This is a genomic window from Lactobacillus kalixensis DSM 16043, from assembly GCF_001434335.1.
Lineage (GTDB): Bacteria > Bacillota > Bacilli > Lactobacillales > Lactobacillaceae > Lactobacillus > Lactobacillus kalixensis.
Window position 1 is genome coordinate 12823 of the sequence record NZ_AZFM01000022.1, and the last position, 19587, is coordinate 32409.

18 protein-coding genes and 2 pseudogenes are annotated in these 19587 nt (G+C 35.3%); 15 read left to right on the plus strand and 5 right to left on the minus strand.

Annotation, left to right across the window (positions count from 1 at the left end):
- The first annotated feature begins 1 nt into the window (after position 1).
- Positions 2-640, plus strand: coding sequence for a DUF421 domain-containing protein (locus tag FC46_RS06850; protein WP_057799133.1), 639 nt, complete (start codon positions 2-4; stop codon positions 638-640).
- A gap of 21 nt (positions 641-661) precedes the next feature.
- A pseudogene (locus FC46_RS06855) lies at positions 662-1220 on the plus strand (DNA-3-methyladenine glycosylase I).
- Between the two features lie 59 nt (positions 1221-1279).
- Here the strand turns inward: FC46_RS06855 and FC46_RS06860 are convergent.
- Both FC46_RS06860 and FC46_RS06865 read right to left on the minus strand, forming a co-directional pair.
- Positions 1280-1939 carry an NAD(P)H-binding protein gene (locus FC46_RS06860; protein WP_057799134.1) on the minus strand — a complete coding sequence of 220 codons (660 nt, stop codon included), beginning with the start codon at positions 1937-1939 and terminating at the stop codon, positions 1280-1282.
- A 114-nt stretch (positions 1940-2053) separates the two neighbouring features.
- Positions 2054-2482 carry a DUF3021 domain-containing protein gene (locus FC46_RS06865; protein WP_057799136.1) on the minus strand — a complete coding sequence of 143 codons (429 nt, stop codon included), beginning with the start codon at positions 2480-2482 and terminating at the stop codon, positions 2054-2056.
- A gap of 158 nt (positions 2483-2640) precedes the next feature.
- Here FC46_RS06865 and FC46_RS10420 point away from each other — a divergent pair, with 158 nt between their 5' ends.
- Both FC46_RS10420 and FC46_RS10350 read left to right on the plus strand, forming a co-directional pair.
- Positions 2641-3249 carry a C39 family peptidase gene (locus tag FC46_RS10420; RefSeq protein WP_057799138.1) on the plus strand — a complete coding sequence of 203 codons (609 nt, stop codon included), beginning with the start codon at positions 2641-2643 and terminating at the stop codon, positions 3247-3249.
- The gene (locus FC46_RS10350; RefSeq protein WP_269079431.1) at positions 3219-3512 is read left to right on the plus strand and encodes a papain-like cysteine protease family protein; all 294 of its coding nucleotides are present in this window, start codon (positions 3219-3221) and stop codon (positions 3510-3512) included. Before FC46_RS10420 ends, FC46_RS10350 begins: the two co-directional genes overlap by 31 nt.
- A gap of 109 nt (positions 3513-3621) precedes the next feature.
- On the opposite strand, the pseudogene FC46_RS06880 reads toward FC46_RS10350, so the two are convergent.
- Together FC46_RS06880 and FC46_RS06885 are read right to left on the minus strand one after the other, a co-directional pair.
- Positions 3622-4674: pseudogene (locus FC46_RS06880) on the minus strand (PFL family protein); the annotation flags it as partial.
- 12 nt (positions 4675-4686) lie between these two features.
- Positions 4687-4953 carry an ACT domain-containing protein gene (locus tag FC46_RS06885; protein ID WP_057799142.1) on the minus strand — a complete coding sequence of 89 codons (267 nt, stop codon included), beginning with the start codon at positions 4951-4953 and terminating at the stop codon, positions 4687-4689.
- Positions 4954-5283: 330 nt separating this feature from the next.
- Between FC46_RS06885 and FC46_RS06890 the strand changes: the two genes are divergently transcribed.
- The 8 genes from FC46_RS06890 to citF all read left to right on the plus strand — a co-directional run bounded on the left by FC46_RS06890 (position 5284) and on the right by citF (position 13281).
- Positions 5284-6213 carry an L-lactate dehydrogenase gene (locus tag FC46_RS06890; protein WP_057799145.1) on the plus strand — a complete coding sequence of 310 codons (930 nt, stop codon included), beginning with the start codon at positions 5284-5286 and terminating at the stop codon, positions 6211-6213.
- Positions 6214-6235: 22 nt separating this feature from the next.
- Positions 6236-6934: an RraA family protein gene (locus FC46_RS06895; protein WP_057799147.1), complete on the plus strand. Its 699-nt coding sequence runs from the start codon at positions 6236-6238 to the stop codon at positions 6932-6934.
- Positions 6935-6951: 17 nt separating this feature from the next.
- Positions 6952-8421, plus strand: coding sequence for a DASS family sodium-coupled anion symporter (locus FC46_RS06900; protein ID WP_057799149.1), 1470 nt, complete (start codon positions 6952-6954; stop codon positions 8419-8421).
- A gap of 82 nt (positions 8422-8503) precedes the next feature.
- Positions 8504-9298: an alpha/beta fold hydrolase gene (locus FC46_RS06905; protein ID WP_057799151.1), complete on the plus strand. Its 795-nt coding sequence runs from the start codon at positions 8504-8506 to the stop codon at positions 9296-9298.
- Positions 9299-9494: 196 nt separating this feature from the next.
- A complete protein-coding gene (gene citC / locus FC46_RS06910; RefSeq protein WP_057799153.1) occupies positions 9495-10550 on the plus strand; it encodes a [citrate (pro-3S)-lyase] ligase in 1056 nt (351 codons plus the stop codon).
- On the plus strand, positions 10540-10833 hold the full coding sequence (citD, locus tag FC46_RS06915; RefSeq protein ID WP_057799154.1) for a citrate lyase acyl carrier protein: 294 nt from the start codon (positions 10540-10542) through the stop codon (positions 10831-10833). Before citC ends, citD begins: the two co-directional genes overlap by 11 nt.
- 2 nt (positions 10834-10835) lie before the next feature.
- The gene (gene citE / locus FC46_RS06920; RefSeq protein WP_057799156.1) at positions 10836-11750 is read left to right on the plus strand and encodes a citrate (pro-3S)-lyase subunit beta; all 915 of its coding nucleotides are present in this window, start codon (positions 10836-10838) and stop codon (positions 11748-11750) included.
- Positions 11740-13281, plus strand: a complete 1542-nt coding sequence (citF, locus tag FC46_RS06925) for a citrate lyase subunit alpha (RefSeq protein ID WP_157046801.1) — start codon at positions 11740-11742, stop codon at positions 13279-13281. Before citE ends, citF begins: the two co-directional genes overlap by 11 nt.
- A 37-nt stretch (positions 13282-13318) precedes the next feature.
- On the opposite strand, the gene FC46_RS06930 is transcribed toward citF, so the two are convergent.
- Positions 13319-14257 carry a sugar-binding transcriptional regulator gene (locus FC46_RS06930; protein ID WP_057799158.1) on the minus strand — a complete coding sequence of 313 codons (939 nt, stop codon included), beginning with the start codon at positions 14255-14257 and terminating at the stop codon, positions 13319-13321.
- 188 nt (positions 14258-14445) lie between these two features.
- Here FC46_RS06930 and FC46_RS06935 point away from each other — a divergent pair, with 188 nt between their 5' ends.
- The 3 genes from FC46_RS06935 to FC46_RS06945 all read left to right on the plus strand — a co-directional run.
- Positions 14446-15807: a threonine/serine exporter family protein gene (locus FC46_RS06935; RefSeq protein ID WP_057799160.1), complete on the plus strand. Its 1362-nt coding sequence runs from the start codon at positions 14446-14448 to the stop codon at positions 15805-15807.
- A 132-nt stretch (positions 15808-15939) separates the two neighbouring features.
- A complete protein-coding gene (locus FC46_RS06940) occupies positions 15940-16725 on the plus strand; it encodes an aminoglycoside 3'-phosphotransferase (protein ID WP_057799162.1) in 786 nt (261 codons plus the stop codon).
- Between the two features lie 165 nt (positions 16726-16890).
- A partial coding sequence (locus tag FC46_RS06945; protein ID WP_057799164.1) for a ZmpA/ZmpB/ZmpC family metallo-endopeptidase occupies positions 16891-19587 on the plus strand: 2697 nt, incomplete at its 3' end.

Consider the following 19587-nt stretch of genomic DNA (forward strand, 5'->3'; position numbering starts at 1 on the left):
AATGCAACTAGACTATACACAACTTTTTATCAAATTTGCCCTGGGTATCTTAACTTTAATTATTCAAATCAATGTTTTTGGTAAAACGAATTTAGCACCAACGACTGCTTTAGACCAACTCCAAAATTATGTTCTGGGTGGAATCATAGGTGGTTTGATTTATAATCCCAGCATTACTGTATTCCAATTTTTCCTAGTTTTAATTGTATGGACTTTAGTAGTCTTTATCCTGAAATTTAGCCGTGATCATAATAGATGGATTCGAAATATAGTTGATGGCAAACCGGTACAGGTAATTAAAAATGGTAAAGTTTTAGTTGATAATTGTATGCGAGCTGGGATTTCCGCAAATGAATTAATGTTTAAGTTAAGAAGTAGTGGAATTTATTCAGTCGAAAAGGTTAAGAACTGTATCTTTGAACAAAATGGTCAATTAACAATTATTGAAAATGATGAAGCAAATATTCGCTTCCCAATTATCAGTGATGGTCAAGTAAATACAGATGTCTTAGAATTAATTCACAAAAGTGAAGCATGGCTTGAACAACAGGTTGAATCTGCAGGTTATGATGGAATTAACGATATTTTCTTAGGCGAATATATTAATGGAAAATTACATTTTACTGCGTATACAAAATAAATTAGGAAATAGAGGTTTAAAATGACTAATCGCTGTAATTGGGGAAATAGTAACTTAGATCCGCTTTATCGTCAATATCATGATGAAGAGTGGGGAAAGTTAAATTTAGATAATAAGTACCTTTATGAGATGCTGGTATTAGAATCTTTTCAGTCTGGTCTGTCGTGGACTACTATTTTGAAAAAACGTGAAAATTTTCGAAAAGCCTTTGCAGATTTTGATTATTATCAGGTAGCAAAGTTTGATCAGACAGATTTTGAGAGATTGATGAATGATGAAGGAATTGTACGCAATAAGTTAAAAATCAATGCGGCAATTAATAATGCTCAGGTTTTAGTAAAACTAGAACAGTCAGGAACAAATCTTAAACAGATTTTACAAGAAGCTATTCCTGAAATTATTGTCAATCATCCGCAAGAAATATCTGATATTCCAGCATCAAACACTATTATCTAAAAAACTTTCAGTTCAGTTAAAGAAAATTGGCTTTAAATTTGTTGGACCGACTACGATGTATTCTTTTCTGCAAGCAGTCGGGTTAATAAATGATCATTTAGATAGCTGTGATTTTAAGTATTAAAAAGGGAACCCACTCATTGTGAGTTCCTTTTTTAGCAAGAATAGTTAGGGTTAAAACAATTAGTATACAGGACGGTCTGAACCTTCAGTATCAGGATCGGCAATACCCAATGAGTCATTAGAAGCAAAACTAGGGTCTGCAATAATCTTGAGAACTACATCTGCCATACTCTTACGTGAGCCAGATACACCGTAGTAAGTGTCATGTCTATGAGTCAGCTTATATTTAACTTCATCGCGATCATTAAGCCATGGTAAACGCAGAGTAGTGTTGTCTAAATCAGACTTTTCAAGCATTTCATCAGCAACTGTTGGAGCTGAGCCGGTTGGATCACCATTAAAGCAAGTATCACGGTTCCACTTACCAAAAGCACCAGAAACTTCGTCATAAATGCCGAGGAGACTAGTGTTGATGTAACGCTTGAAGCCATTTTGCTTAGCTGCTTCAATTACATTCTTAGTTGGACGATTTTGTGCATCGTGATCGACAACTGCTGACCAAACTAAATCTGCATCTTTGGTAGCAGCTACAACATCGTCAAGCTTGTTCAAGTCACCTTCAAATAAGGTGACGCGAGGATCGTCTGCTAAATCATTTAAGCGATTTTTGTTTCTGAGCATTAAACTTAATTCAACATCTTTGTATTCTGGATTGGTTAAAATTTCATTTTCTACTAAATGTGCAATTTGTCCATTTGCTGCGAGAATTGTAACTTTCATAAATTAAGCTCCTTTATTTGTCAATTTATCAATTCGATATTCATATTGTATGTTTTCTTTATTGATTTGAATATTGACAATTATTTATAGGGGTATACAAATTCTGTATAGTAACTAGTTCTCAGCTTTTTTTCTTGATAAAAAGTAGGTAATTAACCAGATTACTGCGTAGATAATGGTAAAAATTGAACTAAACAATAATAAATGTGGTAGGCTAAGCGGAAACCAAGACGCAAGGATTGCTAGAGCAGTGAATCCAATATAATAGATTGAAAAGTTAATTAACGTTTGCTTTGTTAAGGACCAACGCTGAATTTCAAAAATTGAAGCTCCCCAACCAAATAGAAGTCCCATTAAAGCCCAAATAATCACACTGAAGAGCATTCCATTAAGTGGTCGACGGGAAAATTCTTCTTGCAATAAATTTGTAGAGGGCATGTAAATAAAATTGCCATATAGATAATTAAAAAATAGAGAAAAGACTAAACCAAAAAGTTCACCTAAGGCGATAAATTTTATTGAGTGATAAATATATCTATTCATTACTTTTGTCTCACTTTCGGGGTCTGATTCGAAAACTTTTTGATTATATTTTATCAGCTATAATGACGCCGTGTCACCGAAAAGGCAATGATATTTACAATTATTTAGAGAAAAGTTAAGATGAAAATGATGAAAATAAGGATTTTGAAGGAGAAAAAATGAATAAAAAAAGAAAAATTGTAGTTTCTGTTGCACTACTTTGTGGTTTCTTAATGCTGCAGAATAGCTATGTAAAGGCTGATGATGTTAATCCTGACCAGACACAGAATACTACTCAAACAAATGACAATAATTCTTCTACTACAAATGATCAGGCAAAAGAAGAAAGTAGTAATCAAAATAATGTTCAAACAAGTAGTCCAAATTCTGACCAAAGTAGCACGAAAACTAATATAACTAAGAATACCAGCAAAAAGATCAAAGATGGGCTGCATTATAATAAGAAAAATCGTAATTATTACATCTATAAAAACAATAAAGCAATAAAGGGTTATTTCAAATACAAAAAAGCATATTATCAAACAACTAAGACAGGTAAAATTGTCGGCGTTAGGAATCCAGCTAAGGTAATTAGTCAATTACCTCAGCTGCCTACAGGATGTGAAATGACCGCAGTCACAATGATGATTAATTATGCTGGTAAGTCAGTTTCTAAATTTACTGTTGCTAATGAAACTCCACGTAGCAGTAATGGAAATTATGGCTTTGTTGGCAGTCCTTATAAGAAAACTGGTTGGTGGGTCTATCCAGTGGAATTGCACCAGTAGTTAGAAAGAATTTAGGTAAGGCAAAGATTATGACTGGTTGTTCAATTAAGGCTTTACATAATCAACTGATTCGGCAACATTTAGTTGTTGTGTGGATAGCAAATATGAATGGCTTTGTTAATCATGCCATTACTTTGACTGGTTTTGATGCAAATAAACGAATTCACTACAATAATCCGTGGACAGGAAAAGCAGAAGTAATGTCACAAAGCAGTTTTTATAATCATTGGAAAGCTAACAAGAAGAGAGCATTATCTTATTAAATAAAAAACTAGAGAAATTGATATAAGCACAATGTAGCCTTTATCAAAATCTCTAGTTTTTTAATTTTTAAAGCTGTGAATTGGAGCAGGAATTGTACCACCACGCTCAATCAAGCTTAGAAATATTTAACGTACCGTTTTCGACTGCAGCAATCATTCCAGCATCTTCAGAAACAGGAATGAAAGCACCAGATAAACCACCAACATGGCTGCAAGCCATAATACCACCTTTTTTAACTGCATCATTAAGCATTGCTAGAGCAGCAGTTGTACCATGAGTTCCGACTTGAGAAAGACCAATTTCTTCAAGGACTTCAGCAACTGAATCGCCAGGAGCAGCAGTTGGAGCAAGAGATAGGTCAACAATTCCCATTTGTACGCCGAGCTTTTTAGCTGCAACACTACCAACAAGTTGTCCCATACGAGTGATCTTGAAGGCAGTTTGTTTGATAGCTTCGGCAACTACATCCATTGGCTCACCTCTAACTTTTTCAAGCGCTGCTTTCACCACACCTGGTCCTGAAACACCTGCGTTAATAACAGTATCTGGTTCGCCAACACCATGAAAGCCCCCAGCCATGAATGGATTATCTTGAACTGCATTACAGAAGACTACTAGTTTGGCATTAGTCATGAAATCAAGCTTTGAGCCCTCAACAATAACCTTCCCCATTTGCTTGACTGCATCCATGTTGATACCACTCTTGGTAGAACCGACATTAACTGAAGCACATACATAATTAGTTTCAGCCAATGCTTGAGGTAATGAATTGATCAAAATTTCGTCGCCTTTTTGATAGCCTTTTTGAACAAGTGCAGAAAAGCCTCCAATAAAGTCGATTCCTAATTCTTGTGCAACTTTATCAAGGGTCTTAGCATACTTAACGTAATCGTGATCATTTGAGGCAGCCGCAATTAATGAAATAGGGGTGACGGTTACTCGTTTATTAGCAATAGGAATTCCATATTCGAGTTCAATTTGCTCACCAACTTTAACTAGATCCCTGGCTTTAGTGGTGATTTTGTCATAAATTTTTTGACAAGCTCTGTCACTATCGCTATCAATACAATCTAAAAGCGAAATTCCCATCGTAATGGTTCTGATATCAAGATTTTCGCTAGAGAGCATTTGGCTTGTTTCGTAAATTTGTTTTGAATCCATAAGCGAGCGCTCCTAAATACTATGCATTGCGTCAAATAATTCTTCATTACGTAAATTGATTTCAAGATTCATCGCATTACCTAATTTAGTTAGTTCTTGACTAACTTTTTTGAAATTGATATTTTCTGGAAGTTCAACAGACATCATCATGACGAAGTTTGTATCCATTATAGTTTGAGAAATATCAAGAATATTAATTTCATCCTTAGCTAATTGAGAACTAACTTTTGCAACGATGCCAGTGTGGTCTTTGCCTACAACTGTAAGAATTGCTTTCATAAAAAATCCTTTCTATTATAAAAATCTAGGAACATCAATAGGGACATTATACCCAAAAGATATTAAATAAGAAAAAGTATTTTGTTTTGTATAAATAAAATTATGTTAAATATATGATTATGTGAAAAAAAGAACATAAAATATTGTAAATTTTCGAAAGTGCGATATCTTTAAGAAAGGGTACTCTTAATAAGTTTTTTGTTACATTTTCGATAATTTAAAAATGTAAAAAATAAGTTTATCTTTTTAAATATTGAAAAAGTGAAAGCGCTTATTGTATAATTGTTTGTGTAATCGAGAACAAGTTGTTTTATGAAAGGAAATCTTAATATGAGTAATAAAGTTTTACTTGTTGGTGATGGTCGTGTAGGTTCAACTTTTGCTAATGACTTATTGCAAAATGTTGATATTGATGAATTAGTAATTACTGATGTGGCTGAAAAATTACCAGTTGGTGATTCACTTGATCTTGAAGATGTGACTAATTTTTATAAGCCAGTAAACATTCACGCTGGTACATATGCAGACGCTAAAGATGCTGATATTGTTGTTATTACTGCTGGTATGGCACGTAAGCCTGGTATGACCCGCTTAGACCTGGTCGATAAGAACGTTCAAATCTTAAAGAGTATTATTGAACCAATTGTTGAATCAGGATTCAAGGGTATCTTTGTTGTTTCTGCAAATCCAGTAGATATTCTTACTACTTTAACTCAAAAACTTTCAGGCTTCCCTAAGAACCGTGTAATTGGTACTGGTACTTCACTTGATACTGCCAGATTTAAGATTGCTTTGGCCAAAAAAGTTGGTGTAACTGTAAGAGATGTAAATGCCTATGTTTTGGGTGAACACGGTGATACTTCATTTGAAAACTTCGATGAAGCTACTATCGACGACAAGCCACTTCGTTCATACCCAGAACTTACTGATGAAGTGCTTGATGATCTTCAAACAGAAGTTCGACAAAAAGGTGGCAAGATTATTGCTAATAAAGGCGCTACTTTCTATGGAGTTGCTCAAATGTTAACTCAAATTTGTAAAGCAATTCTTGAGAACAAGGAAATGGTTTTACCACTCTCAGCACCTGTTAAGGGTCTTTACGGCATTGACCATGATTTATTCTTAGGTACTCCTGCTGTAATTAACAGTAACGGTATCGCCGATGTTATCGAAACTAAACTTAGTGATGACGAACTTAAGAAGATGAACTACTCAGCAGATAAGATGCAAGAAGTAGTTGATGGAGTATCATTAGATTAATTTTTATTAGTGGTGAGTATAGATGCCTGTTGGCAAGAGAATTTATTTAAAGCGAAAATTACCTGATCCTGAATTAGTTAAAGGATTTGAAGGTATTCCAGCTTCTAATGTGGCTGACTGTATGGAAAGAAACTGTGCAATGAATCCACGGATTAGATTAATGTCTTCTCCAGATCATGAAATGGTCGGACCAGCTTTTACAGTACATACTAGAGCTGGAGATAATTTAGCAATCTATGCTGCGCTTCGGTTTTGCCATGAAGGGGATGTTGTTGTAATTGATAATGAAGGAGATACAACTCGTTCATTAATCGGTGAAGTGATGATGTCATATCTTCGTGATCAAAAGAAGATTGCAGGAATTGTGATTGATGGTCCAATCCGTGACATTGATAATTTACAAAACTGGAAATTGCCAATTTATGCAACTAGTACAACACCTGGTGGTCCATATAAAGAAGGACCTGGTGAATTAAATGTTCCAGTTTCATGCGGCAACGTTAGTGTCAATCCAGGTGATGTGATTTTAGGTGATCCTGATGGTGTGATTTGTATTCCACGTAAGGATGCACCTGAAATCTTACCTAAAGCCCAAGCTTTTCATAAAAAAGATGATGAAAAAGCTGTCTTATTCAGTCAAGGGAAAGTTGATTTGAGCTGGGTAGACGATTCACTTAAAAATAAGGGATTTGACATTATCGACGATATTTATCGTCCTTAAAAGGGAAGAAATTAAGAATGAAAACGCTAGAGAAGGTAAACTATAAGGGCTTTATCTGGCCGATTATAGTAGGAATAGTATTATGGTGCTTAACGCCAATTAGACCCAGCGGCTTATCTCCACAAGCTTGGGAAATGTTCGCAGTCTTTGTTGCAACGATCGTGGGATGTATTACTAAGCCTTTACCAATTGGTGGTACGACTTTAGTAGGATTAGTTGTAACAGTTCTTGTTGGTTTAGCACCAATGAAGGATGTAGTAAATGATAAAGGCGTAGTTGTTAATCAAGGGGTTTTAAGTTCATTTGGTAACTCTGCTGCCTGGTTGATTGCCATGGCCTTTATTATGGCTCATGGTATCAGTAAGACTGGTCTTGGTAACAGAATCGCTTACTGGATGATTGAAAAATTCGGCAAAAAATCATTAGGTATTGGTTATGCAATTACTGGTTTGGAAGTTATATTGGGTGCGCTGATTCCATCAAATTCTGCTCGTACGGGTGGAGTTGTTTGGCCAGTTGTTGAATCAGTTGCAAAAGAAGGTTACGATTCAAAACCAAATGATCCATCTAGAAAAAAGATTGGTGCATACATTGACTTTACTGCCTTTCATGCCAATATTTTGTCAACAGCTTTATTTGTAACTGGTGCAGCTCCTAACATGGTTGCTCAACAGATGGCTGCTCAACAACATTATGAAATTTCATGGGCTGGTTGGTTCTTTGCAGCAATTATTCCAGTAGCAGTATGTGCAGTTATTGTGCCTTGGATCATTTACAAGATGTATCCACCTGAGATTAAAGAAACTCCAGATGCTAAAAAGTGGGCAGATGAACGTTTGAAAAAAATGGGGCCAATGTCTAAGCCTGAAAAGATTATGACCGCGGTTTTCTGCATGTCACTAGTTATGTGGGTTTTATCTGGATTCTTTAAGATTCCACAATTTGACGCTACTTTTATCGCTTTCTTAGCTGTTTCTATTCTTTTGATCACTGGTGTTCTTACTATGGAAGATGCTTTGAAAGAAACTGGGGCATGGAATATCTTAATTTGGCTTTCAATTCTGATGTTTATGGCAAGCAAGCTAATTTCTTACGGCTTCATTTCATGGTTTGCTAAACTTGTTCAATCTGGCTTGCACGGAATTAGCTGGGGAATCGTCTTAGCAGTATTGGTATTACTTATGTTCTACACTCACTACTTCTTTGCAAGTGGTACTGCTCATATGACAGCTTTATACTTACCATTCTTATCAGTTGCTGTTGCAACTGGTGCACCTTTAGGATTAAGCGCAATGCTTTTGGCCTTCACTGGTGCCTTCAACGCATCAACTACTCACTATGCTAACGGTCCTGCTTCAATCTTGGCAACGACTGGTTATGTTAAACAAGGTGAATGGTGGAAGATGAACTTTGTTTTAGGTTTAGTCTACTTAGTCATCTTTGGCACTATTGGCACACTTTGGATGAAAGTAATTGGTGTTTGGTAATTTTGATTTATTTAAAATCAGTTCACTTGATGATGTGGACTGATTTTTTGTTAAAATAAAGAAAAAAGAAAGAAGTAAACTAATGAAATTTCGGACTAGTGATGGAGTCAGCTTGCATTACACTGATACTGGTATTGAGGATAAGCCCGTAATAGTAGGGATTCCCGGAATTGGCGGTACAATTCAGATGTGGCAAAAGTTGATTGAACTTTTTGGGGATGAATTTCGCTTCATTATGCTTGATCCTCGTAATCAAGGTGAGTCTCAAAGGACTTTTCAAGGTCAAAGAATTGCGCGTCATGCAGCGGATTTAGCTGAGTTATTTAACAAATTAGATTTGCATAATGTAATTAGCATTGGTAATTCGATGGGGGCAGCTAATTTTTGGGCTTATCTTGGTCAATATGGTCAAGGAAGACTGTCTTGTATGATTGACTTAGATCAGCCACCTAAAATGATAAGCGATGATAGTTGGAACTACGGCTTTAAGGATCTAAATTGGGATAATTATCCGGAATATTTAAAATTTGATTTTGGTAAAGCAACGTATGCACATATTGATGATCAGATGTTCAATAATGCAAAAGCAGAATATCAGAAATTTCCATATGATCCAGCAGAAAATTATCTTTGTTTAGTTGATCATGCTCAACAAGACTGGCGCGATATTATTCTGACTATGCCAGTGCCAATGCTTGTTATCGCAGGTAAAAATTCACCTTATTTTGATTATCATTTTACTGAAGCGATTAAGAATATTAACGATCAGATTGAAACTGAAGTGATTGATGATTGTGGACACTTAATTCAAGCAGAGCAGCCTGAAAAAGCCCACGAGATCATTATGGAGTTTCTTAAGAAACATAAAATAATCTAGAAAGAGAATTTTCAAAGATGTGAAGTTTTTAACTTTACATCTTTATTTTTTTGATCAAATTATTTTGAAAGCTCTAACAAAATTTAAAAATATAAAAAATTAAGTCGAAAATTGAAATAATTTAAAAAAGATAGTAAACTATAAATGTTGAATAAGTTGTTTTATTTTGCACAAACTTTGAATGTGAGGCATGGCAATGGAGAAGGTTGTTGATTTGTATTTAAGTGAACCTGCAACTCGAGAAAAGTGGCAAAAACTGCTTGAGAGTTTGGGGCTGCACGATTTTAGTGAGAGAGAAATTTCAGTCATTGATCATACTTTAGGCTTGGTCGATGATGAAGGTGATTTGGTCGGTACTGGTAGTATTGCTGGTAACGTTCTGAAGTATATTGGCGTAAATGGTGAAGAAGAACATTCCGGTGCTCGTTTCAATAAAATTGTGACGGCTTTACAACAGTATTTATTTAATGAAAAGATTTTTCATAGTTTTGTCTTTACAAAAGAAAAGTATTCAAAAAGTTTTCAACATTTAAATTTTGTTGAGCTGGCTCACACCGATACAGCAGCTTTTCTTGAAAGCGGAATGCCTGATATTCAAGATTATCTTTCAACTTTACCAAGAATTGCTGACCAAGAAAACAAACGAGTAGGTGCGATAGTTATGAATGCGAATCCGTTCACTTTAGGACATCGCAAGCTTGTTGAAATAGCAAGTCAAGAAAATGATTTGCTTTATGTTTTTGTTGTTGCAAGCGACAAGTCATTGTTTACAACCAATGAAAGAATGCAATTAGTGAAAGAGGGATTGAAAGATCTCAAAAATGTCGTAGTAGTTAGTGGTTCAGACTATATGGTCTCAACTGCCACTTTCCCAGCATATTTCTTGAAATCTCCAGAAGCTCTAATTGAAACACAAACTCAAATTGATGCACGTGTTTTCAAAAATATAATTGCACCTAAACTAAATATCTCAAGAAGATATTTGGGAAAAGAACCGTTATCAATGACTACGCATTACTACAATGTCACCTTAGCTCATGAATTAGGACCTGATATTGAAGTAATCATTATTCCACGCTTAGAGATTGATAATCAGATTGTTTCTGCGAGTGAGGTTCGTAAGGATATTGCAAATAATGAGATTGAATCAATTAAAAAGTTAGTACCAAAGACAACTTATGACTTTATTGAGAAGAAAAAGAATGAATTGCAAGATAGAATAAAGAAGGGAATGAATATTAATGGAAATTAAAACTACAGGTGTTGCTGGAACACTTGAAAGTTCAGATATTCAAATCATGATTTCTAAAGGTAGTAATGGTATTGAGATCGATTTGGAATCAGAAGTTAAGAAAGCATACGGTGACCAAATTGAAAAAGTAATTACAGATACTTTAAAGAAATACGGTCTTGAAAATGCCAAGGTTAAGGCTACTGATAAAGGTGCTTTGGATTGTGTGATTAAAGCTCGTACTTTAGCAGCTGCACAAAGAGCTACTGAAACTTCAGATAAACCAGAATTGGAGGTTTTGTAAACATGACTTACGTAAAAAATCGTTTACGTCGAACCATGATGTTTGTTCCTGGTAATAATCCAGCTATGATTAAGGATGCTGGGATTTATGGCGCAGACTCAATTATGCTGGACTTAGAAGACTCAGTTTCATTAACTGAAAAAGATGCTGCTAGAATGCTTGTTTATGAAGCAATTAAGACTGTCGACTTTGGTGGTAGCGAAATCGTCGTTAGAGTTAATGGTCAAGACACGCCATTTTATGACGAAGACGTTAAGGCAATGGTTAAGGCGGGGGTAGATGTTATTCGTTTACCAAAGACTGAATCAGCAGCAATGATTCAAAAGCTTGTAAAAGATATTGACCACTGGGAAGATGAATTTGGCATTGAACATGGTTCAATTGGTGTGATGGCTGCCATTGAAAGTGCTAAGGGTGTTCTTCATGCTCCAGAAATTGCTGAGAGTACTCCACTTATGATGGGATTGGCTGTTTCAGGTGAAGATTATACTGCAGATATGCACACTCACCGCTATCCAGATGGTCGTGAACTTGAATTTGCTCGTAACATGGTATTACAAGCAGCTCGTGCGGCTGATGTCTATGCCTTTGACACTGTTTTCTCAAATATGAAAGATACTGAAGGATTCTATCGCGAAACTAACTACATTCATGAATTAGGTTACGATGGAAAATCACTTGTTAACCCACGTCAAATTGAAATGGTTAACAAGGTCTTCAACCCAACCAAAGAAGAAATTGAAAATGCGCAAAACGTTCAAAATGCTATTCGTGAAGCTAAGGCCAAAGGCTCAGGTGTAATTTCAATGAACGGCAAAATGGTTGATAAACCTGTTGTTGAAAAGGCTAACCGTGTTTTGATGACTGCTAGAGCATCACACTTGATTGACGAGGAGGGAAACTACATTGGAGAATAAGGTAGAGCGTCAATTACCAGACGATTTAATGAAAGAAATGGATTTGAAGCCATTTGAAACTACTGAAATTGGTCATCCTGAAGTACAAAGAGTAGCACCAAAAGTTAGAGTTACTACAGGTCAAGATAAGATTATTGATTCACTTGAAGATGTAATTAAGAATAACTTGAAAGATGGCATGACCATTTCATTCCACCACCACTTCAGAAATGGTGATTATGCCTTTAACAAGGTTATGAAGTTAATCATTGAAATGGGCTATAAAGACTTAAGTTTAGCTCCTTCATCATTAACTGGTGTTATGAACGATACTATTATTGAAGCTATTAAGAAGGGTGTTATTACTAATATCACTTCATCAGGTATGCGTGGCTCATTAGGTGACTTTGTTTCTCATGGTGGTTTGAAGAACCCTGTAATTTTCCGTAGTCACGGTAATCGTGCTCGCTCAATTGAAGAAGGAGAAATTAAGATTGATGTTGCCTTCTTGGGTGTTCCAGTATCAGATCCTGCTGGTAATGCTAATGGTCAAGATGGGGATGCTGTCTTTGGTTCATTAGGTTATGCTTTAATGGATGCACAATATGCTAATAAAGTTGTTCTTTTGACTGATAACATCGTGCCATATCCAAATACTCCAGCTTCAATAAAGCAAGATCAAGTTGATTATGTTGTTAAGGTTGATAAAATTGGTGATCCAGACAAGATTGGGTCAGGTGCTACTCGTTTCACTAAGGACCCAAAGGAATTGAAGATTGCTCAAATGGTAAACCAAGTAATCGTAAATTCACCTTACTACAAAGAAGGCTTTAGCTTCCAAACAGGTTCAGGTGGTGCTGCCTTAGCTGTAACACGTTATCTTCGTGAAAGCATGATTAAAGATGGTATCACTGCTTCATTTGCCTTGGGTGGTATTACTAAACCAACCACTGACTTGCTTGAAGAAGGTTTAGTACGCAAAGTAATGGATGTTCAAGACTTTGATAAGGGTGCTGCTCTTTCAATGGCTAAGAACAAGGATCAACAAGAAATTGATGCTTCTTGGTACGCTGATCCTAATAATAAAGGTGCTGTTGTAAACAACCTTGACGTTGCTATCTTGTCAGCACTTCAAATTGATACTAACTTTAATGTTAATGTTATGACTGGTTCAGATGGTGTGATTCGTGGTGCTATTGGTGGTCACCAAGATGCTGCAGCTGGTGCTAAAATGACAATAATTACTGCACCGCTTGTTCGCGGACGTAATGCTACAGTTGTTCCTAGTGTAGAAACCGTTGTTACTCCAGGTGAATCAATTGATGTTTTAGTAACTGAACGTGGAATTGCAATTAATCCTAAGAGAGAAGACTTAGTTAAGGTATTTTCAAATGTTCCAGGTTTAAACATTGTTGATATCAAAGATTTGCAAAAGATGGCTGAAGAGCGTGTTGGAGTTCCTAAGCCACTTGAATACACTGATCGTACAGTTGCTTTAGTTGAATATCGTGACGGTACAATTATTGATACTATCAAGCAAGTTAAAGATTAATGAATTGTAAAAAAATAAGATGAGCGTTTTGCTCACCTTATTTTTTTTCCTCTAAGATTCTTTCTGCAATCCCTTCATTAGTTACTAGATTTGTAACCACCCCAGTTCTAAGAGCTCCAAGTAACGACTTGGATTTAAAGCGATTCTTAACAACTAAGAATCTGACTGGTGTTTTCATGATATCTTCTAACGAGATCCCACAAACATGATGATCAAAATCTCCTAAGAATTCACCTTTAATATTGTACGGGCGTCCAAAAATCATTCCCACAATTTCTTCAGTTGGAATATCCTTAAAAAGCTGTTGTTGGTAGTACTTTTGGAGGTATTTATTGGTTGAAAATGCCTCGTAAGTGCCAAGCCCAGAAAAAATTACATCAAGTTTATCGTAATAGTTTTTAAGGCTTTGATAAAATGGTTCTTCTTGAATATTATTAAGAAAATTTGGATTAATGACATAAAGTGGTGCGGGTAAGAGCAGACTTTGACTATTATATTTTTGCGCAGCTAATTGCTCAAGTGAGTTCTTTCTTTTGTCGCTATTAATTGTCTGACCAAGTAGCTGGACAAAGGTTAAATCAGGTCGCTGCTCTTCCTGAAAGTTATTAATAATGTCACGCATTAATGTTCCCCAGGTCATTCCTGCACTCTTTGCTGATTTCAAATATGATTGAATCTCTTTAGCGGCATATGAAACTATTGCTTCATTGTCTTGATTGGTTGTATCAAGATTATTTAAAACAATTACTTCTTTCAATGAAAAACGATTTTGCAATTTTCGTTCTAAGTCTTCATTGCGTTTAACTCCGCGCTTAATTGAAATTCGGACGATTTGCTTTTCTTCAGCATCATCAAGTGCCTTTGTGATTAAATAGCGAGAGAGATTATATTTTTGAGATATGTCTGCAATATTCAGCTTACTTAGATAATAGTCATGGGCAATACTAGCTAATTCTTCATCTGTTAATTGTGCCATAATTAATACCTTCTCTTTTTAAAACTTGAATACTATATCATTTTTATAATTTCATTATAGTATATTTTATCAGATTTTAAAATTTGATTGATAATTTAAAATATTTAAAATAATCAAATATTCTGTCATGTGTTAAAATATAAAAGCTGATTTATATTGTTAACTAGATTAAGAGAAAAATAGGGATTATGAGTAAAGAATCTGAAATAGAAAATAATAGTCAACATTTATCCCATCACCACCATATGAAGATTCGTTGGGAAGAATTTTTCAAAAGTGATGATGATACTTTAGCTAAAGATGCTACCTTAGTAGAAAAAGGGTCTTTGGTGGGTAGAATAGGAGTTATGCTCTTAAGCTGTGGAACAGGGGCTTGGAGAGTTCGTGATTCAATGGATACAATTGCAAGAACACTAGGTATTACTTGTTCGGCCGATATTGGTCTTGTGTCAATTGAATATACCTGCTTTGATGTCGAGAATCAGTCATATTCTCAAACCTTATCTTTACCGACTACCGGTGTTAATATGACTAAGTTAAATGAAATGGAAAAGTTCGTTCGACAATTTAAAAAAGGTCACGGACATTGGACTCTAGGACAAATTAAGAGCCGCTTAGATGAAATTTCTAATCTGAAATCAACCTATCCAACTTGGATTTCTGGCTTAGCAGCTGGTTTAGCTTGTGCAGGTTTCATTTTCTTATTAGGTGGTGGCTGGCCCGAAGTAATTTGTGCTTTCTTTGGAGCAGGCTTTGGAAACTATGTGCGTGCTGAAATGGGACGCAGGAAAATTACTCTGGTTGCAAAAATTGCGGTTGCCGTAATTATTGCTTGCATAGTATATTTTATATTCTTCGAATTATTAAGGCGTATGTTTAATTTAGAATATGATCATGCCTATGGTTATATTGGCGCAATGTTATTTGTGATTCCAGGTTTTCCTTTCATTACTTCAGGCTTAGACATGTCTAAGCTTGATATGAGATCTGGTTTAGAAAGAATGACCTATGCCGTTTTAGTAATTTTGGTTGCTACCATGGCTGGCTGGGCCGTAGCTATGGTTCTTAGATTAAAGCCAGGTGCAATGCCAGCTTTAAGTTTAGGTGTTTTAACATTGACACTATTAAGATTAGTGGCCAGTTTTTGTGGAGTCTTCGGCTTCTCAATCATGTTTAATTCTAAAATTTCAATGGCAACAACAGCAGCTGTTATTGGTTCAATTGCTAATACTACTCGCTTGAGTTTAGTAGATTATGGTCATATTCCAGCAGCTTTGGCAGCATTTATAGGAGCATTATTAGCCGGCCTACTAGCTAGTGTAGTACGCAAGCGTGTAGGTTTTCCAAGAATTGCAATTACAGTGCCCTCAATTGTAATTATGGTTCCAGGACTCTATATGTATCGTGCTGTTTTCAATTTTGGAGTAACTAACATTAATATTGGTGCTTTCTGGATTATAGGGGCATTAATGATTGTAGCAGCTTTACCTATGGGATTATTAGCGGCAAGAATTTTGACTGATAAGAAATGGCGGCATGCTAATTTATAGTTATCTTTAAGCGTTGATTTGATGATTCAACGCTTTTTTTGTCATAATAATTATCATAAGTTTGTTGCTTTGAATAGACATTTTTAGTTTGAATGATACCTTTGAAATAATTGATTAATCATGGAGAAACCAATGAAAAAGACGTTAATTACTAAGATAGCAGAAAAACTCCCTAAGAATATTGAACGTTTTATCTCTGGAGCAGCAATTTATGATAGCTCTTCTTCACCAGAAGCGAGGGTATATTTTGTGGACAAAGGTGAGGGCTATTATTTAAAAAGATCTGAACTTGGAAAACTAGAAAAAGAAGCACAGATGACACAATACTTTTATTCCAAGAAACTTGGTGCAGAAGTATTGGATTACATTTCAAACGATTATGATTGGCTTTTAACAAAAGCGATTAGGGGTGAAGATTGTACGTATTCAGAGTATCTCAATAATCCAGAACGTTTATGTGATACGATTGCTTGCGAATTAAGAAAATTGCACGAAACAGATTATACTGATTGTCCTGTCATGGAAAGAACTAGCGAGTATTTGGCAACAGTAGAAAAGAATTATCAAACAGGAAATTATGACAAATCAGCATTTCCCGATAGTTTTGGCTATCGATCGCCAGAAGAGGCACATCAGGTCTTAGAATCAAGAAAAGATGCTTTGCAGGAGAAGGTTTTACTTCATGGTGATTATTGCTTACCAAATATTATTCTTGATAAATGGAAGTTTTCAGGATTCATTGATGTTGACAGCAGTGGAGTTGGCGATCGGCATATTGATTTATTTTGGGGTGTTTGGACACTCTGGTTTAATTTAAAAACAAATAAGTATCGTGATCGCTTTCTAGATGCATATGGTAGAGATAAGGTGGATGAGTCACTATTAAAGGTAATTGCTGCAGCCGAAGTTTTTGGGTAAAAGTTAAATAAGATTACAATTTGATAAGAGTTAATATGAGAAATAAGCATAACTTAAAAAGTTATGCTATTTTTGTATCAAGCAAAGCTGACTTATTTTAAATTAGTATAACTTAAGTTATAATTAGGATAACAACTCGAATAAAAATGGAGGCCTAGAATTAAAATGCAAAAACAATCTCAATCTCAATATCGATATGCTTTACGAAAACTTAGCGTAGGATTGACTTCAATTGCTGTAGGATCAGCATTTATGGCTACTGCAACAACTACTGTTCATGCCGATAGTGAACAACAAGTTCACACGACTGAAAAACAGACCTCAGAAATTTCAAATAAAAGTGACGTTATTGAAAATATACACGATAATTCTGCAACGATAGAAAATGTAAATTTGCAAGATAATGATACTGATGTACAAATAAATCAGCATGATTTAGAGCAAAAAATAAACTCGAATGTAAATACTGCTAAAGGCATTAATCAAAAATTAACACTTGCTCAGAATACTGAAGATGGTAAAGACAATAGCTTAAATCAAAATAATCTTAATGAAGAAATTAGTGTTTCTGAGAACACTGCTAATAATCAGCAAGCTATAGAGGCAGAAAAAAAGGATGATTCCGATCTTATTAAATCAGTTACAGATAGCTTAAAACAAGTTAAGCATGACGCCTTTGATGGTGATCCAAAACAAAACCTTAGGAATTGGAATAATATTGTTTTATCAAGTAGCAGCTTGATTGATAGCTTTTATGATATATATAATCAATTGCCAACTTTGGTACCGCAGCTTCTTGAACATGCAGATAATATAGATACTGTAAGGCAACGAGTAAGCAGTAATGCAGGCGAAATTATGATAGGGATGTCTTATCTTAATCGTTGGTATAATGTTTCATACGGAAATAAGACTATTTTACCTGCAATGATGTTCAATCCAAAATCATTCGGATCAAATTTAGATTCAATTGATTGGTTATCTAATATTGGAAATTTATCACCTAATCAATTAAATCCGGGAAATACGGTAACTACTTTCAATGAAAAGCTAGCACCAATGTTAAATACTAAGTCAGATCTAGTTACTTTCTTAGGAGATTTGCGTAAAAAATGGACTCCAGAGCTTTCTGATGAAGATTGGTTTAGATCGAATACGGGTGTTTATATTGATGAAATTTTCTCAAAAGAATTACCAGATTTAAATCTTCATATCTATCATCGTTTATCAACTAATAAGAGTCTTCAAGAATATATCTTGCCACTTTTAAATATTAAAAGTGATGATATGTATGTCGTTTCAGCACTTGGAACAGTAATTTTTGGCTCTTATGATCCATATATTGATGTTAAATATCATAAGGATCCAGAAGTTTATCAAGAAAAAGTTCAAGCGGTACATAAGGAAATTACGCGCCTTTCAACTGGTTGGAGAGAGTATTTTGATTTCTGGTATCGTATAGCTAATAATAAAGGAAAGACACGTTTAGCCAATGCTAATACTCTAGTTTGGGATAGTTATGATGCAATTGATTCCAGTAAAAAGGGTGGCCGTAGATGGTTAACTAAGAAGGATACTGATATACCGGCAATGGCAAAATTCTTTGGTCCGTTAGGTAAAACTTATCCGCCTCCTGGTATTACAGCAGATGCTGGAGGCAATGAAGTTCGTTATTATGTTGCAAAAGTAATTTCAGATTATGGCGGTGCCGCTATTTTTTCACATGAAATGACTCATATTTTTGATAATAGTATTTATTTAGATGGATTCCAGCACCGCCCTGGCACAGGAGTAGAATTATATGCTGAAGGTCTACTGCAGTCACCTTGGAATTCAACCCCTGCTTCGTATGGATTGAATACTGTATTAACTTTTTATGCAGCAAATCGAACTACAAATAAAAGTCCGCAACGTTTTCAATCAAGAGAAGATCTACATGAATACATGCACGGATTATTTGACGTAACTTATCTACTTGATTATGCTGAAGCTCAAGCTATGGTAGATAAACCTGCAAAAGAGAAGCAATTAATGTATTCTCAAATTAGTTACGACTCTGCTAAAAAATCTGATGTTATCACAGGACCAATTAGTAATGAGGTTGCTGAAAAATTAACCTCAATTGATGATTTTATTGATAACAATATCATCGCTAGTCGTGGATATAAAGCTGGCACTTATGGAAATAATGTTTATCAACAGATTTCTATGTATGCACCCGATTATGCTGGAGTACAGAGCGCTACATCTGCTTCAGGTGGGATTACTTTCCGGAAAACTGCTTTTGAATTGCTTGCTGCCAAAGGTTGGAATGATGGCTTTATTTCCTATGTCACTAATAAATATGCTAAAGATGCAAAAAATGATAAGAAATCATTGAGTGATACGTATGCCTTAGAAAAGATTTTTAGCGGCGAATATAATAACGATTACGCGACCTTTAAAAAGGCAATGTTTAAGGAACGGATTGATAAACGACAAGATTTTAAGCCAATTACAATTACCTTGAATAAAAAGAATATTCAGTTAAATAATTGGGATGAGCTACAAAATCTAATGCAGACCACTGTTGATCAAGAATTAACACTTAGGGCTAGCGGAAAGGGATCAAGCCTGATTAATGAGTTAAAAGCTGCAATATTAGCTGCTGAATTAAAGCAGACAGATGACTTCAGAAGTTCAATTTTTGCCAGTCCTGAACAAAATAAGCAAGGTGAGATACTGGGGGATGGAACAAGTTTTGACTTGCCAGCATATGATTTAGATTCAGTTAAAAAAGGTGAATCAATCGGCGATGGTACGCAAGTAGACTTACCAGCATATGATTTGAATTCAGTTAGAAAAGGTGAATCAATCGGCAAT

Excerpts from the sequence above, each read along its gene's own strand:
- FC46_RS06850 (WP_057799133.1), top strand. The coding sequence starts at position 2 with ATGCAACTAGACTATACACAACTTTTTATCAAATTTGCCCTGGGTATC.
- FC46_RS06865 (WP_057799136.1), bottom strand. The coding sequence starts at position 2,482 with ATGAATAGATATATTTATCACTCAATAAAATTTATCGCCTTAGGTGAA.
- FC46_RS10420 (WP_057799138.1), top strand. The coding sequence starts at position 2,641 with ATGAATAAAAAAAGAAAAATTGTAGTTTCTGTTGCACTACTTTGTGGT.
- FC46_RS06890 (WP_057799145.1), top strand. The coding sequence starts at position 5,284 with ATGAGTAATAAAGTTTTACTTGTTGGTGATGGTCGTGTAGGTTCAACT.
- citE (WP_057799156.1), top strand. The coding sequence starts at position 10,836 with ATGACTTACGTAAAAAATCGTTTACGTCGAACCATGATGTTTGTTCCT.
- FC46_RS06905 (WP_057799151.1), top strand. The coding sequence starts at position 8,504 with ATGAAATTTCGGACTAGTGATGGAGTCAGCTTGCATTACACTGATACT.
- FC46_RS06885 (WP_057799142.1), bottom strand. The coding sequence starts at position 4,953 with ATGAAAGCAATTCTTACAGTTGTAGGCAAAGACCACACTGGCATCGTT.
- citC (WP_057799153.1), top strand. The coding sequence starts at position 9,495 with ATGGAGAAGGTTGTTGATTTGTATTTAAGTGAACCTGCAACTCGAGAA.
- FC46_RS06935 (WP_057799160.1), top strand. The coding sequence starts at position 14,446 with ATGAGTAAAGAATCTGAAATAGAAAATAATAGTCAACATTTATCCCAT.
- FC46_RS06930 (WP_057799158.1), bottom strand. The coding sequence starts at position 14,257 with ATGGCACAATTAACAGATGAAGAATTAGCTAGTATTGCCCATGACTAT.
- FC46_RS06860 (WP_057799134.1), bottom strand. The coding sequence starts at position 1,939 with ATGAAAGTTACAATTCTCGCAGCAAATGGACAAATTGCACATTTAGTA.
- FC46_RS06895 (WP_057799147.1), top strand. The coding sequence starts at position 6,236 with ATGCCTGTTGGCAAGAGAATTTATTTAAAGCGAAAATTACCTGATCCT.
- FC46_RS06900 (WP_057799149.1), top strand. The coding sequence starts at position 6,952 with ATGAAAACGCTAGAGAAGGTAAACTATAAGGGCTTTATCTGGCCGATT.
- FC46_RS06940 (WP_057799162.1), top strand. The coding sequence starts at position 15,940 with ATGAAAAAGACGTTAATTACTAAGATAGCAGAAAAACTCCCTAAGAAT.
- citD (WP_057799154.1), top strand. The coding sequence starts at position 10,540 with ATGGAAATTAAAACTACAGGTGTTGCTGGAACACTTGAAAGTTCAGAT.